The 15,282-nt window shown below is 33.9% G+C and carries 13 protein-coding genes; 12 read left to right on the top strand and 1 reads right to left on the bottom strand.

The genetic code is table 11. The features are described 5' to 3' along the window. The first annotated feature begins 491 nt into the window (after window positions 1–491). From ILYOP_RS15150 to ILYOP_RS05440, 11 genes are all read left to right on the top strand, one after another. On the top strand, window positions 492–1,376 hold the full coding sequence (locus ILYOP_RS15150; RefSeq protein WP_222838843.1) for a nucleotidyltransferase family protein: 885 nt from the start codon (window positions 492–494) through the stop codon (window positions 1,374–1,376). Continuing rightward, entirely contained in the window at window positions 1,351–2,160 is an 810-nt protein-coding gene (gene yqeB, locus ILYOP_RS05485; protein WP_013387538.1) for a selenium-dependent molybdenum cofactor biosynthesis protein YqeB, read from the top strand. The genes ILYOP_RS15150 and yqeB overlap by 26 nt, the downstream gene beginning before the upstream one ends. 148 nt (window positions 2,161–2,308) lie before the next feature. Beyond that, a complete protein-coding gene (locus ILYOP_RS05480; protein WP_013387537.1) occupies window positions 2,309–2,956 on the top strand; it encodes a SanA/YdcF family protein in 648 nt (215 codons plus the stop codon). Between the two features lie 114 nt (window positions 2,957–3,070). Further along, a complete protein-coding gene (gene hslU, locus ILYOP_RS05475) occupies window positions 3,071–4,393 on the top strand; it encodes an ATP-dependent protease ATPase subunit HslU (protein WP_013387536.1) in 1,323 nt (440 codons plus the stop codon). A 15-nt stretch (window positions 4,394–4,408) separates the two neighbouring features. Next, window positions 4,409–7,921, top strand: a complete 3,513-nt coding sequence (gene smc / locus ILYOP_RS05470) for a chromosome segregation protein SMC (RefSeq protein WP_013387535.1) — start codon at window positions 4,409–4,411, stop codon at window positions 7,919–7,921. Between the two features lie 9 nt (window positions 7,922–7,930). After that, the gene (locus tag ILYOP_RS05465) at window positions 7,931–9,613 is read left to right on the top strand and encodes an ABC-ATPase domain-containing protein (RefSeq protein ID WP_013387534.1); all 1,683 of its coding nucleotides are present in this window, start codon (window positions 7,931–7,933) and stop codon (window positions 9,611–9,613) included. Window positions 9,614–9,630: 17 nt separating this feature from the next. After that, the gene (gene lpxK, locus ILYOP_RS05460; protein ID WP_013387533.1) at window positions 9,631–10,620 is read left to right on the top strand and encodes a tetraacyldisaccharide 4'-kinase; all 990 of its coding nucleotides are present in this window, start codon (window positions 9,631–9,633) and stop codon (window positions 10,618–10,620) included. A gap of 14 nt (window positions 10,621–10,634) precedes the next feature. Continuing rightward, window positions 10,635–11,438 (top strand): hypothetical protein, encoded by an 804-nt coding sequence (locus ILYOP_RS05455; RefSeq protein ID WP_013387532.1) that lies wholly within the window; start codon window positions 10,635–10,637, stop codon window positions 11,436–11,438. Between the two features lie 18 nt (window positions 11,439–11,456). Beyond that, the gene (locus ILYOP_RS05450) at window positions 11,457–11,903 is read left to right on the top strand and encodes a PTS sugar transporter subunit IIA (RefSeq protein ID WP_013387531.1); all 447 of its coding nucleotides are present in this window, start codon (window positions 11,457–11,459) and stop codon (window positions 11,901–11,903) included. Then, entirely contained in the window at window positions 11,903–12,469 is a 567-nt protein-coding gene (gene nadD / locus ILYOP_RS05445) for a nicotinate-nucleotide adenylyltransferase (protein WP_013387530.1), read from the top strand. The genes ILYOP_RS05450 and nadD overlap by 1 nt, the downstream gene beginning before the upstream one ends. 10 nt (window positions 12,470–12,479) lie before the next feature. After that, window positions 12,480–13,118 (top strand): alpha/beta hydrolase fold protein, encoded by a 639-nt coding sequence (locus ILYOP_RS05440; protein WP_013387529.1) that lies wholly within the window; start codon window positions 12,480–12,482, stop codon window positions 13,116–13,118. Window positions 13,119–13,155: 37 nt separating this feature from the next. On the opposite strand, the gene ILYOP_RS05435 is transcribed toward ILYOP_RS05440, so the two are convergent. Then, window positions 13,156–13,353, bottom strand: a complete 198-nt coding sequence (locus tag ILYOP_RS05435; protein ID WP_013387528.1) for a hypothetical protein — start codon at window positions 13,351–13,353, stop codon at window positions 13,156–13,158. A 216-nt stretch (window positions 13,354–13,569) separates the two neighbouring features. On the opposite strand from ILYOP_RS05435, the gene hcp reads away from it, so the two are divergent. Next, window positions 13,570–15,279, top strand: a complete 1,710-nt coding sequence (gene hcp, locus ILYOP_RS05430; RefSeq protein WP_013387527.1) for a hydroxylamine reductase — start codon at window positions 13,570–13,572, stop codon at window positions 15,277–15,279. The last annotated feature ends 3 nt before the right edge of the window (window positions 15,280–15,282 follow it).

Raw genomic sequence — 15,282 nt, 5'->3', positions numbered from 1 at the left:
TGTCTAAGAAGTAGATATTTCTTTTATCGCCTTTGTAAGCTACAGTCCTCGGTTCCCTGCGGAACTTATTCTGTAGGACGGCTGAGTGCAGGTTCTTTCCTGTATAAGCCCTGCGACTTGAAAATTCAAAAGACATAAAAAATAATATCAGCCCAAATTAAAAGAATGCGCATTAGCACATTTAGATTTCCAATATTCTAAATTTTTTAAACTCTTCGGCCATTGACAAAATCAGCGTTAAGAATGAGTGAAAGAAATCTCTAGAAAAAATCGACTGTCTGAGCGTAGCGAGTTTCGAGTTTTTCTTGGATTTTCAAGGTTATTTAGCTGATTTTTCACAGGCCTTGATTTTTGGTTACTTTTCATCAAGGAAAAGTAACGGAACTTTAAATAAAGTCAGTAATTTAGGAAAAATTCTTTCAGATATTCAGTAGTAATTTGATTCATATAAATAATTTGACAGGGAGGGGATGGCAGTGGAATTTTTTGAAATGAAAAAAGAAGATATAATCACTGTCACTGGTGATAAAACCGGCCTTGTTTTTGAAATTAATAAAGAATCTACAGGTGAAAGAATAAGCATAAGGGAAATTCTTTTAATGGCTTTTGGAAAAGTCGGAGATGAAAATAACAGTTATATAATCGAAAAAAAGGGTCCGATATATGAAAAAATTATTTTTCTAGACAAGATAAAAGAACTGGATTCCTTTGAAACGGCGCTAAAGCATTGTAAAACTAGATATGATGAAAAAATCTATATGGGAAACTTGCAATATGGGGAAATTTATCGATATAATAAGGTCAGTGCTGTTATTATGGCCTCTGGTTTTTCCAAACGTATGGGTGAAAATAAACTTTTTATAAAGTTTCAGGGAGAAACAATGCTAGAAAGAATTTTGAAAATTATTTCAGGCATTGAATTCCACGAAATTATATTGGTAGGAAAAGATAAAGCAACTGAAAAATCAGCTGAAAAATACAAGGTAAAATATATACAAAATGATAATTCTAATTTAGGTCAGAGTGAAAGTGTAAAACTCGGAGTATCTCATAGTACAGGAGAAAGCATTGTTTTCTTTACTGTTGACCAGCCTCTGCTTTCTAAAGAGGTAGTTTTAGGACTTATGTGGGAGTTTTATAAAAAAAACATAATAACCTTACCTGTAACTGACGGGCAAAAAAGTACCCCTGTATTTTTTCCTCAGGAGAAAAAAACAGAACTCCTGAAAATAGAAGGAGATACAGGCGGAAGAGAAATAATAAAAAGATCATCACAAATAAATAAGGTTTACTTTGATGACAGCCTTTTATTTAAGGATATAGACAGTTTTGAGGACTTGGAGGAGATATATGAAAAGATGCAGGGTGATAGTTAGAGGTGGCGGAGATATAGCAACAGGGGTGGCCCACAAATTAAAGAGATGTGGGATGGAAGTTGTGGTTTTAGAGAGTGAAAAACCCACATCCATAAGAAGAAAAGTGTCGTTTTCAGAGGCTGTCTATAAGAAAGAATCCCTTGTAGAAGGAATAAAAGGAGTTCTCGTGTCATCCTCTAAGGAGGCCATAGAAGAATCAAAAGACAATAAGATACCTGTACTGATAGATCCTGATGGAAGATCGATAAAAGAGCTGAAGCCTCACGTAGTTGTAGATGCAATAATTGCCAAAAAAAATCTAGGTACAAATATAAATATGGCTCCTCTGGTGATAGCTCTAGGACCAGGATTCACTGCGGGAAAAGACTGTCATGTAGTGGTTGAAACCATGAGAGGACATGATCTTGGAAGACTTATATATGGCGGAGAAGCCCTTGCAAATACTGGAAATCCAGGGAGTATAGGTGGTTATTCTGTTGAGAGGGTTATCCATTCTCCGGCAGATGGATTGTTAAAGACACTAAAAAATATCGGTGATATAGTTTCAAAAGGGGAAACTATCGCTATAGTTGGAGAAACCAATGTAAAGAGCCAGATATCAGGAGTGCTGAGAGGGATACTTCCTGAGGGGATAATTATAAAAAAAGGACTTAAAATGGCTGATGTGGACCCAAGAAATAATCAAGTGAAAAACTGCTATACTATATCGGACAAGGCCAGGTGTATAGGTGGGGCAGTTGTTGAAGCTATAATGGCCGAGTTTTCTGTTTGGAAAAATAGTTAAAATAAATTGTCTAAATTTAAGATAAAGGTTAAAATATAGATGTGGATATTTTATAAAGAATAATTTCTAATAAATTTATAAGTCGCAGGCAGGTAAATTTGTAGCTAATTATCAGGCAAAGAATAATAAAAAAACACAGGGGATAAGTATGAAAAAACTTTTAAAAGGGATATTTTATATATTTTTAATACCGGTTATGTTTCTTTGTATAAGCAATCTCTCGATAAAGTTTTTTTCAAAGAATTATGTCTATGAAAACGTGGAAGAAATTCCCAAGAGAAAAGTTGGACTTGTCTTAGGAACCAGTAAATACATCATAGGCGGCGGGATAAATCATTTCTATAAGTACAGAATGGAAGCTGCTTATAATGCACTTATGAAAGGAAAGGTAGAATATCTCATACTGAGTGGAGACAATAGCCAAAAGGAATATAATGAACCTGTGAGAATGAGAAAAACCCTATTAAAAATGGGAATACCATCAGAAAAATTGATTTTGGATTATGCTGGTTTTCGTACTTTAGACTCTGTTATAAGAGCTCACAAGGTATTTGGACAAAAGAGTTACCTTGTAATATCTCAAAAATTTCAAAATGAAAGGGCCGTCTATATCGGCAGAAAACGTGGAGTAGACGTAATAGCTCTGAATGCAAAAGATCCTAAAAAGAAATCTGTTTATCTGAGAGAGTTTTTTGCAAAAGCAAAAGCTTTTTTAGATGTGAACATTTTAAATACACAACCAAAGTTTTTAGGGGAAAAAGTAGATATTGGAATAAAAGAATCTAGGCAGGACTGAAGGGTCCTGTCTTTTTTGACAAAAAATAAGCTTTGTATACTCTATCATCCTTGTAATAAAGAATTAAATATTATATAATTGATGAGATAAATTGGGAAAATAGGAGAGGAAATAATGGAGAAGAAATTAACCCCTAGAGAGATAGTAGAACAACTAGATAAATATATAGTGTCTCAGGACGAAGCCAAGAAAAATGTGGCAATATCCCTGAGAAACAGATACAGAAGGAAGGCTATAGAGGATAGTGAAATGAGAAAGGAGATAACTCCGAAAAATATCATTCTCATGGGACCTACAGGAGTCGGTAAAACTGAGATTGCCAGAAGGCTTGCAAAAATAGCAGACTCGCCATTTCTAAAAGTAGAGGCCACCAAGTATACAGAGGTGGGATATGTAGGTAAAGACGTCGAGAGTATGATAAAAGACCTAGTGGGGATAACAATAAGGAAAATAAAAACTGAAAAAATTGAAAACTTGAGAGAAAAATTTATGTCCCAGGTTTTAGAAAAAGTGGCAAAATTAATAAAACCATACGACACTCTTAATCCAGATGAAAAAGGAAAAATAATTCAAGAGATAAAAGATGGAAAGCATGCCGAAGTAGAAGTAGAGCTTGAAAAATCCAAAAAATCAGACTCACCTGTTGTTGAAGTTTTTTCAGCTGGTAATTCACAAGATGAAGGTATGCAGGGAATAATAGAAAATATTATGTCAAGCTTTCCATCAGGTGGAAAAGCTAAAAAAATAAAGTTGAAAGTAAAAGATGCATTGGAATACATACTGAAGGATGAAATAGAAAAGAGCATAGATATGGAAAGTCTTATTCCTGAAGCTGTAAAAATGACAGAAGAGGACGGGATAATATTTATAGATGAGATAGACAAAATAGCAGAAAGAGAGGGAGCATCTAGAGGAGAGGTCTCAAGGCAGGGAGTTCAGAGAGACATACTTCCGATTGTAGAAGGTACTACTGTGATGACAAAATACGGAGCTGTAAAAACAGACCATATTTTATTCGTAGCTGCAGGAGCGTTTACCCTTTCAAGTCCGTCTGATCTTATGCCTGAGCTTCAGGGTAGATTTCCTGTAAAGGTAAAGCTTAAGAGTCTAGAGAAAGAGGACTTTATAAAAATACTTACAGCAGTGGAGTACAATCTGATTCAACAGTACAAACTTCTATTGGGAAGTGATGATGTAGAGATTGATTTTACACCAGGGGCAATAGATAGAATCTCAGAGGTAGCAATAGAACTAAATGAAAGTGTGGAAAATATAGGGGCTAGAAGACTTGCTGCTGTAGTTGAAACAGTACTTAAAGATATCATGTTTGAGGCTCCCTATGAAGATAAAAAGAAGATAAAAATAGGTAAACGAGACATAGATAAGATTTTTAAAAGTGATGCAGAAGAGGAAAATTTAGACAATTACATACTTTAATATTGGGAGTGGGAAATGCACTTAAAAGCAGTTGAAATAAATGGATTTAAGTCATTTGCAGAGAAGATAAACCTTGACTTTAACACAGGGATAACCTCTATAGTAGGACCTAACGGCAGTGGGAAGTCCAATATACTAGATGCCATCCTCTGGGTTTTGGGAGAACAGTCCTATAAAAATATAAGGGCTAAAGAGAGTAGGGACGTTATCTTCTCAGGAGGGAAAAATAAAAAACCTAAAAGTTTGGCTGAAGTGTCACTGTATATAGACAACTCTGACAGGGTACTGCCCTTAGAGATAGACGATATAAAGGTTACACGAAGGCTTCACAAAACAGGAGAAAATCAGTACCTCATAAATGATACTAAGGCTAGACTTAAAGATATAAGTGAACTCTTCCTAGATACCGGGGTAGGTAAGAGTGCCTATTCTGTCATAGGACAGGGTAAGGTCGAAAGAATAATCTCGTCTTCTAGCAAAGAGATAAAGGAGATTATAGAGGAAGCAGCAGGTATTAAAAAAGTAAAAATAAGAAAAACAGAATCAGAAAAAAAACTTGAAAAAGTCCAAGGAGAGATAGAAAAAATCGACCTTATTATAGGGGAGATGGAAGAAAATAAGAACAGGGTGGAAAAACAGGCAGAAAAGGCTTTGAAATACAGAGAACTTCAAAGTGAAAGAGACTCGCTGGCAAAAGGCATATACGAAAGAGAATTGGAGATAAAAAGTCTGAGATTGGACAGAATCAACGAGACTGTTGAAAATCTCCAGTCTGGAATAGAAGAGCAACAAAAGAACTTTGAATATTCAGAAGAAAAACTGGAAAAGGCAAACAGAGAAAGAGAAAATCTAAACGAAGATATAGAGGCGATGACTCAAAAGAATATCGACCTTAAAAAAGATATAGATAAGATAATAAACGACAAAACCATATTTACTGAGAGAATAAAATCCTATGAAAGGGAGCTTGTTGAAAAGAAAGATTCCCTATCAAAATTAGAAGAAAAATTTTTGGAAAAGGAAAGGGAAATAGGTTCTCTAGAGATAAAAGAAAGTGTGACATCAGAAGAACTTACTTCTCAGGAGTCTGAAAACAGTAAATTTGAACTTTTCATTTCTGAAAAAGAGGAGATAAAAAGAGAAAATGAACTTTCACTGAATATGAAAAAAGATAAACTCATGACTTTAGAGGTAGACAGGTTAAAATTCATAAATGAGACGGAAAATACTTCTAGAAGAATGAAAAGCAGTTTTTCAAAGATAGAAACCCTGAAAGAAGAGATAGAAGAGTACAAGACTAAGATCTCTAAAAATAATCTGGAAATTGAGAAATCAGGAAAAGAGCACGGCGAAAAAGAAAAAGAATATAAAGGAATAGATGGCAAGACCCAGGCTATGGAGGAAAAAATAACTCAGGTTAGTCTGGATATGAATAAGGTGCATAGCCAAATGAGGGAGACAGATTATAACCTCAAGATGAATAAAACAAAACTTGATAACCTTGTAAAACTCGATGAAAACAATGAGGGATTTTATAAGGGAGTAAAGGAGATACTAAATGCAGGTATAGAGGGAGTGGAAGGGGCCTTTATCTCTCTCGTGAATATACCTGAAAGGTATGAAAGAGCGATAGAGGCTGCTATACCTGGGAATCTGCAGGATATAATAGTCAAGGACAGCAAAACAGCCAAGAAATGTATAAATTTTTTAAAAGAAAAAAGAGCCGGAAGGGCCTCTTTCCTTGCATTTGATACAATAAAAACAGGGAGAGAGGTAAAGTCTCCTAACGAAAAAGGCATCATAGGAATAGCTGCAGACCTTTTGGAATTTCCTGAAAAATATGCATCAGTTGTGAAGTTTCTTTTGGGAAATCTTTTGGTTGTTGAAGATATGGATACAGCCCTTAGGATTTCAAAATCAAATGTCCACAGGGGAAATATTGTAACTATTTCCGGTGAACTTTTGTCTGGACGAGGAAGAATAACCGGTGGAGAAAATCTCAGGTCTGCAAGTTCTCAGATTTTTGAAAGAAAAAAAGAGATAAAAAAACTGGCAGAGGTTGTGAAAAAGCTAAATTTAGAATATAAAAAACAGGAAAAAGAATATAACAAGCTTACATCTCTCATGGAGAAAACAGAAGAAGAACTCATGACAATGGACGACTTAAAAGAGAAACTCCGTATAGATGTAAAAAAGCTGGCCGAACTTTTGGAAGATTTGAAATCAAAAGATGAAAAACTTGTAAAGGGTATGAAAATAGTTGATATGGAGATCAAAGAAGAAGAGCTCTATATATCAGAATATAAGAAACAGGAAAAAAATGCCCACGGAAAAAAACTTGAAGTAGAAGAGGTTATGAACAACCTTAGAACTACTATAGAAGAAGACAATAAAAAAGTTATAAAGCTGAAAGATGAGATAGAAAGTATAAAAAATGATTTTTCAGACAAAAAAATAAACTATATGAACAACAAGGAAAAATTGAAACAGATTCAAAGAGAGCTCTATAAAGAGAAGGACCTTTATAAGGAGATGGAGATTCAGAGAAACAGTCTTTCTGAAAGAGTTGAAAAACTTTATAAGGGGAAAGAGGAACTGTCAGAAAAACTCGACTATCTGGAAAAATCCTTTGAAAATGAAAATCTGAGGTACGAAAAAGAGTTTTTAGATATAAAAAGCAAGAAGAACCGGTATAGTGAGCTAGAAAAAGAAGAAAGGGAGCTTATAAAACAGGTAAAAAATATCGAGAATAAAATAGTAATAGAAAATAATAAATTGTCACAGGAATTTGCTAAGAGAGAGAACCTAGAGATAGGAATAGAAAATCTAAAAGTTAAACTTAATGAACTTGTAGAAGCTGAAAGTAAAGTAGTAGATGGAGATTTGAAAGAGGCAACCGAAAAACTTTTGAAGCTCGAAGTTAGGATAAAATCCCTAGGGACTGTTAATCTTCTTGCTATAGAGGAATTTCAGGAGATAAAAAACAAGTATGAGTTTGTTTTGGGACAGAGAAATGACCTTCTAAGCAGTGAAAAATCCTTAAGGGAACTAATAAAAGAAATCGAGGATATTATAGAGATGAGATTCTTTGAAGCTTATAAATCTATAAATGAAAATTTCGGATATATGTGCAGGGAGATACTAAGCAACTCAGAAGGGAAATTAGAGCTAACAAATGTCGAAAACATCAAGGAAACAGGAGTAGAGCTTCTGGTAAAATACAGAAATAAGAAACGTCAGTCAATAACACTTTTGTCTGGTGGGGAAAAATCAATGGTGGCAGTGGCCTTTATAATGGCTATATTTATGTATAAACCAAGTCCTTTTACTTTTTTCGATGAGATCGAGGCTGCCTTAGATGAAACCAATACAAAAAAATTAATAAGAAAATTAAAGGAGTTTACTGATAAATCACAATTTATCCTGATCACTCATAATAAAGAAACTATGAAGGAATCTGACACTCTTTATGGTGTTACTATGAACAAGGAGATAGGTGAGTCTAGAATAATATCAGTAACAATGTAGGTGATTGTTTTGAAAAACTTAGAAACTATATTAAAAAGAATAGACGGGAAAAGTTATAAGACTTATAACGATATAAAGGGTAATTATAAATTTTCGGATTATACTTTAAATATTTTAAGAGTTCAGGGAGATCCATATGCATCTCCCTCTCTTTTTTCAATAGAAATAGATTTGAAAAAATATCGATATGAAAAAGAATTATATGACAGAGAATCCAGAAAAACTGCCTTTGAAGACTATGTTTTGAGGAAAATAGGAGATACTCTCAGAAAAAGGAAAATAAAGAGCTCTAGAAGCATAAAAGGAGCCGATATTTCTATACTTTCACCAGGACAGGAGATAATAAAAAGAAGTTCCGTGGATATAAAAGATGATATTTTAACTTTTAGATTTTATGTGAACCTTCCTGCAAGGGGAAGAACAATACTAAGTAAAGAAGCGCAAAATCTTATCTTTAACGAAGTTATAAAAATGCCAAGGACACTTAAAAAAGAGAATATAAACACTGAATCTTTGAAAAAGCATATAGAGGTAAATGAAAAAGCTTCTATGATAAGAGATGAGATAAAAAAAAGAGATATAATTGCCTTTATAGCCGAAGGATCTATTTTGGCCAGAAAGAGTTCTGTAGATGACAGACCCATGAATAATGCAGTAAAATTTAGTGCACCTGAAACCATGAAAATTACTCTGACACTGGAAAATAAAGAGCAGGTAACTGGGATGGGTATAAAAAAAGGGATAACAACCATTACAGGTGGGGGGTTCCACGGAAAAACAACCTTGTTAAATGCAATAGAAAAAGGTGTGTATAATCACATACCTGGAGACGGCAGAGAGTATGTTATAACAAGTTATGATGCTGTAAAAATAAGGGCAGAAGACGGGAGAACAATAGAGAAAGTAAATATCAGCAATTTTATAGACAATCTTCCCCACAAAAAAGATACAAAAAAATTCTCTACGGAAAATGCCAGTGGGTCCACATCTCAGGCATGTAACATTATAGAGGCACTTGAGCTCGGTGCAGATACCCTTCTCATAGATGAAGATACTTCGGCCACAAATTTTATGGTTAGAGACAGAAAAATCCAAGAATTGATATCCCACGACAAGGAGCCTATAACTCCATTTATAGAAAAAGTGGTGTCTATAAAAAAACAAAAGGATATATCTACAATAATCGTTGTAGGTGGGCTTGGGGATTACTTCTCCGTATCTGACAAAGTTCTTATGCTTGACGAATATAAAGTAGTAGATGTAACTGAAAAAGCCAAAGAGATAGATATGAGATATAGTGATAGCAAGATTTTGGTGAGTAGTGACGAATTTAAACTAAATCAAAGAGTTCTTGATTCTAAAAAAACTCCTTTACTTTTCAGGGATAAAAAATGTAAAATAAGGGGAAGGGAATTGGATGAGCTGTCAATCAACAGGGAATCTGTAGATATAAGATCTCTTGAACAACTGGTAGAAAATGGTCAGGTCCTTTTCATAGGAGAAGTGATGAAGAAGATTTTTACCAATTGTAAGAGAACTAGTCTAAAAGAAACCTTAGATGAGATGGAAATTCATCTGAAAAAAGACAATATCTGCGAATATCTAAGATGTGACAAAGGCAATCTGGTATTTTCAAGAAAATACGAGGTTGGAGCTGCCATTAACAGGTTGAGAAAAGAGATATTTTTATAGCAGAATGAGAGGTAATAATGGAAATTTTAGCATACATATACTATATTGTTACAACAGTTAGAAACTCTCTGTATGATAAGGGAATTTTCAAAATCAAAAAAGTAGATGATGTAGAGGTTATATGTGTAGGAAATATAACCGTAGGTGGAACAGGAAAGACCCCTGCAGTACAGCACTTTACGAAAAAACTCAAGGAAAAGGGAAAAAAGGTTGCTATAGTCTCAAGGGGGTATAGAGGAAAGAGAAAAAGAGACCCTCTTCTTGTCAGTGACGGCCGAGAGATATTTGCTTCTCCTGAAGAGAGTGGAGACGAACCTTATCTACATGCAATAAATGCTAGGGTTCCTGTTATAGTAGGAAAAAATAGATATAAGGCATGTTTTTATGCAAAAAAACATTTTGATATAGACACAATAATTCTCGATGACGGTTTTCAGCACAGAAAACTAAAGAGAAACAGAGATGTGGTTTTGATAGATGCCACTAATCCTTTTGGAGGAAAGGCATTGCTTCCAAAAGGAACTCTCAGGGAAGATTTGAAACGGGGCCTAAAAAGAGCCAGTGAATTTATTATAACTAAATCTGATTTGGCAAGTGAAAAAGAGGTAGAAACTATAAAGAAATATCTGAGAAGATATCAGAAAAATATATCGGTGGCAAAACACGGAGTATCTGCACTATGTGATTTAAAAGGGAATATGAAGCCGCTCTTTTGGATAAAAGGTAAAAGAGTATTGCTTTTTTCCGGTCTTGCTAACCCACTTAATTTTGAAAAAACTGTAATCTCCCTGGAACCTGAATATATCGAACGTGTGGATTTTATGGATCACCATCATTTTAAAAAAAAGGATTTTCAGAATATAGAAAAAAGAGCTGAAATAATGAACGCAGACTATATAATAACCACAGAGAAAGACCTGGTAAAACTCCCACGGGATTTTAATCTGAGTGACACATATGTTTTAAAAATAGAGTTTACAATGATAGAAGATAATATACTTAAATAGTCTGGAGGATTTTAATGGATACAATAAATGTTTTGGAAATACTGAACGAAAAAAAAATTCATGTTATAGAAAATATTATAAATGAAAAAGGCAGGAAAAAAGCCCTGAATTATTTTGGAGAATTTCTTGACAGAAGATCTTACTTCACTATAGACAGAAATGGTAAAATTCAGAGAAAAAATATGAATTATGCTCTGCCAGTTGCAGCCTTTTCAAATGATGATACAGAAGTAGCTCAGGAAATCTATGTTTCTGCAAGGGCTCCAGAAAGGGTTAAATCAAAAAAAATAGAAAGACTTTCTAAGGAAACCATTGATAGCTTGATGAAAAATTTTATGAAAATAATTGTAAATAACAATGTTAATTTTGCTGTAAGATATGCAAAAGAGATATTTTTGAGGGATAGAGAGCTTTTTTATAAGACACTTTTTCACTATACACTTTTAGAAGAGATAGATAGTCAAAAAAGCCTGATGGCTTTGTCTCTTAAAAAATTAATGAATACCCAAGTTGATGATAACTTGATCTATCTTGCTATGTCTTATATAAGCAAGGTAAAGGGGAATTTTAATGAGTATGAAAATACTGTGGCAACTGAGGTATCAAAATCAGAATTAATAAGAAAATCTAAAGAGTCAAAGGATATGTTGAAGTCTAAAAAAGGAATTAACCTTTTGGCTTATATAAATGTTCTCAAGGAATATGAGTATGAAAATGAAGAAATTTTTATAAATATAGCAATGAAAAGACTAGAAGAAATTAAAAATACTCAAAAAAATCTGACCTGTGCAGAAAATATTATACACAATGGATTGTAAAAATTAGGAGGGTATACAATGATTAATTATCTCACCAGTAAACTGCTGACAGTGGTAGACGGGGAAAAAAACAAAGAAGAGGTAATAGGTCTTCTGGCAGATATGGCATCTGAAAACAGTGATGCTGTTGAAAATAAAGAACTTTTTTTAGAAAGACTTTTTCAGAGAGAAGAGGTTGGGACAACGGGGATAGGTATGGGAATAGTGGTTCCTCACGCAAGATGTGAATCTCTTAACAAAATAGTAATAGCCGTAGCACTTCTTAAAAATCCTATTGAGTTTAATACTCCAGACGGAGTCGACGCTAAGCTTGTAATTCTTGTGGGAGCGCCTAAAAACAACAATAAAGAATACCTTGATCTTTTGGCTAAAATAGCAAGAAAGTTTAGATATAAGGAATATAGAGAAAATATCTTAGAGGCGTCTAATAAAGAAGAACTTATAGAGGCATTGTCGGGAATCTGATGGAAAGAATAGGTGTTTACGGAGGTAGCTTCAACCCTGTTCATACAGGACATGTAAATATAATAAAATATGTCCTGGAAAATATGAAGCTTGATAGATTAATTGTCATTCCTGTAGGTTGTCCATCTCACAAAGATAATCTACTTCTAAATGGAAATAAAAGAATAAAACTATTAGAGGTTGCCTGCAAAGATATAGATAAGGTCACAATATCAGATATAGAGATAAAAAATAAGGGTGTATCTCACACTTACGATACCCTTTTGAACTTAAAAAAGAAATACAAAGACGCTATTTTTTATGAAATTATAGGAGAAGATTCTGCAGACTATCTTCATGAGTGGAAAGACTATGAAAAAATGGTTAAGGAATGCAAGTTTGTGGTACTCAAAAGAAATGGGTATGCTTATAGAGCAGAGCATGAGAATATAATAGTTTTGGAAAGCCCCCTATACAGATATAGTTCTACTGAGATAAGAGAACGGTTAAAAAAAGGTTTGGATATAACGGGTATGGTCCCTAGAAAAGTGCACGAGATAATAATCAAAGAAAAATTATACAGATAAGGGTGAAGCTATGAAAAAAGCAATTGTTGTATTCAAAGGCTGGGGTAGTACAGATAGTTTTTACAGGGATTTTCTAGACAAATTAGATGCTGAGATAATTTTTTCAGAAGATCTTTATAAGAGAGATCTTGATAATTTTCAAGAAATAATAGCTTTTGGTTGGTCTATGGGAACCTTAGATTGTATAAGGTTTATTAGAGATAATAAAATAGAAAAGTCTATACTTATCGCTCCTACTTTAGATTTTACTAAAACCACAAGAGCACTTATAATCAAAAAAATGATAAAAAGGTTAAAAGTGGAAAAAGCTGGTTGTCTGAGAGATTTTATCGAGCTTAATTTCAGCAGCAGTTCAAAATTTGAGGCTTACCTAGAAGAATATTTTGAGGATATTCTAAAGATATCTGACGAAGATCTGATAAAGGGTCTCAATAAACTTATAGAGGACAAGATCCCCAGAGAGAATAGTTATCTGAATCCCATTATTATATTGGGATCAAAAGATAAAGTTATACCGGAGGAAAATTCCAAAGATGTTACAGAATATTTTCCAAATGCTGTTGTCTACCATGTAAATGGAGGTCATAACCTCATATATGAGGAAAAAGAAAAAGTATTTTTATATATAAAAAGGTATTTAAAAAGCTAAAAGGTACTCATCAGAGTGCCTTTTAGCTTTTTTTCTATTATTTTTTCTTTAAAGCGATAATTTTTATGCCAAGTTCTTTTTCCAGTTGATTAATTTTTGATAAGTCATCCTCAGAAAGATTGTCATACTCATATTGTGATTCCTTATAAGCTAAAAGAAGAAGACCGTTTTCCTGTTCTAATTTTTTGATTTTTTCTACACCTTTTTCGTCACATCCAGAAATTAAGTAATGCATTTCAACACCTCCAAATTAGTGATATATAATTCTAACTCAAAGTGGTTGAAGAATCAAATGCAAAGATTAGATTCAAATATAAAGTTATTTTTTTTCAGAGAATTAAAGATAAAAAATTAATATTGAAATAAAATTTCAATTAAAATTTAAAGGAAAAGTCAGTATTCCGTTGAAAAATATTGACGTGTTTTAATAAAAATAGAAGGAGGATAAGATATGTCGATGTTCTGTTATCAGTGTCAGGAAACAGCTATGAATAAAGGATGTACTATAAAGGGGGTATGTGGTAAGACTCCAGAAGAAGCAAAGTTACAGGATGTTCTGCTTCATGCAGTGAAAGGTGTAGCACTTTATAGCTCTGTCTTAAGGGAAAGTGATGACATAGGGGAAGATGTAGATTATTTCATTCTCAATTCACTCTTTATGATGATAACCAACTCCAATTTCGATGATGATATTTTACACAAACAAATTATGGAAGGTGTAAAACTAAGAGATAAATTAAAAGAAATCTGTGAAGATAAGAATCCTAAAGGACTTATGAAAATTTTTAAAAGAAAAAGAGAGTGTTCATGCGAAGATGACAAGTTCAGTAGACTTTTAGATTCTGCTTCTGATTATGCAGATGATAAAAAACTTTTTGGAGAAATTGCTGACAAATCTGGTGTAATGAGAACAGAAAATGAAGATGAAAGATCGTTAAAAGAGATGATAACGTACGGACTGAAGGGAATGGCAGCATATACTGAGCATGCGTTTCACTTAGGGTATAAAAACAGAGAGATAGTTAAGTTTATGGAAAAAGCTCTTCTTGCAGCAGATGATCCAGAGATAACAGTGGATGAGTTGATAGCTATGACTCTTGAAACTGGAAAATATGGTGTTGAGGCCATGGCACTTCTTGACAAAGCAAACACAGAAACTTATGGAAATCCTGAAATCACAAAGGTAAATATAGGGGTTGGTAAAAACCCTGGGATATTAATTTCAGGTCATGATCTTAAAGATATGGAACAGCTTCTAGAGCAGACAAAGGGCACTGGAGTAGATGTTTATACTCACTCTGAGATGCTTCCTGCTAACTCATATCCTGCATTTAAAAAATATGATCACTTTGTAGGTAACTATGGTGGTTCATGGTGGCATCAGACAAAAGAGTTTGAGACTTTTAATGGTCCAATAATATTTACAAGTAACTGCATAGTACCACCAAGAAGCGGGTCTCTTAAATATAAGGACAAAGTTTTTACTACTAATGCATGTGGAATGGGTGGATGTACTCATATTGAAAAAGGAGCTGACGGCAAGAAAGACTTTACTCCAATAATTGAATTAGCCAAGAAATGTCAGCCTCCTGTAGAGATAGAAACTGGTGAGGTTATAGGTGGATTTGCACACAACCAAGTACTTGCTCTAGCTGATAAAGTAATTGATGCTGTAAAATCAGGAGCTATAAAGAAATTTGTTGTTATGGCAGGCTGCGATGCTAGAATGCAGGACAGAAAGTACTATACTGAATTTGCAGAAAAACTTCCCAAAGATACAGTTATATTAACTGCCGGATGTGCTAAATACAGATATAATAAGCTGCCTTTAGGAGATATTGGTGGAATTCCTAGAGTGTTAGATGCAGGACAGTGTAACGATTCGTACTCTCTTGCTGTTATTGCAATGGAACTTCAGAAGGCTTTTGGTCTAGATGATATAAATGATCTTCCTATAGTATATAACATAGCGTGGTATGAGCAAAAAGCAGTTATAGTGTTGCTTGCTCTACTTCACTTAGGCGTTAAAAATATCCATCTTGGACCAACTCTTCCGGCATTCCTGTCTCCAAATGTGACCAATGTATTGGTTGAGAAATTTGGTATTGCGGGGATATCATCAGTAGGAGAGGATATGAAAATATTTGGAATAGAGCAATAAAAA

Source organism: Ilyobacter polytropus DSM 2926 (assembly GCF_000165505.1).
GTDB lineage: Bacteria > Fusobacteriota > Fusobacteriia > Fusobacteriales > Fusobacteriaceae > Ilyobacter > Ilyobacter polytropus.
The sequence above is the reverse complement of the archived record's forward strand: the minus strand, read 5'-3'. Positions and strand labels throughout refer to the sequence as shown.

Excerpts from the sequence above, each read along its gene's own strand:
- ILYOP_RS15150 (WP_222838843.1), top strand. The coding sequence starts at position 492 with ATGAAAAAAGAAGATATAATCACTGTCACTGGTGATAAAACCGGCCTT.
- yqeB (WP_013387538.1), top strand. The coding sequence starts at position 1,351 with ATGAAAAGATGCAGGGTGATAGTTAGAGGTGGCGGAGATATAGCAACA.
- ILYOP_RS05480 (WP_013387537.1), top strand. The coding sequence starts at position 2,309 with ATGAAAAAACTTTTAAAAGGGATATTTTATATATTTTTAATACCGGTT.
- hslU (WP_013387536.1), top strand. The coding sequence starts at position 3,071 with ATGGAGAAGAAATTAACCCCTAGAGAGATAGTAGAACAACTAGATAAA.
- smc (WP_013387535.1), top strand. The coding sequence starts at position 4,409 with ATGCACTTAAAAGCAGTTGAAATAAATGGATTTAAGTCATTTGCAGAG.
- lpxK (WP_013387533.1), top strand. The coding sequence starts at position 9,631 with ATGGAAATTTTAGCATACATATACTATATTGTTACAACAGTTAGAAAC.
- ILYOP_RS05455 (WP_013387532.1), top strand. The coding sequence starts at position 10,635 with ATGGATACAATAAATGTTTTGGAAATACTGAACGAAAAAAAAATTCAT.
- ILYOP_RS05450 (WP_013387531.1), top strand. The coding sequence starts at position 11,457 with ATGATTAATTATCTCACCAGTAAACTGCTGACAGTGGTAGACGGGGAA.
- nadD (WP_013387530.1), top strand. The coding sequence starts at position 11,903 with ATGGAAAGAATAGGTGTTTACGGAGGTAGCTTCAACCCTGTTCATACA.
- ILYOP_RS05440 (WP_013387529.1), top strand. The coding sequence starts at position 12,480 with ATGAAAAAAGCAATTGTTGTATTCAAAGGCTGGGGTAGTACAGATAGT.
- ILYOP_RS05435 (WP_013387528.1), bottom strand. The coding sequence starts at position 13,353 with ATGCATTACTTAATTTCTGGATGTGACGAAAAAGGTGTAGAAAAAATC.
- hcp (WP_013387527.1), top strand. The coding sequence starts at position 13,570 with ATGTCGATGTTCTGTTATCAGTGTCAGGAAACAGCTATGAATAAAGGA.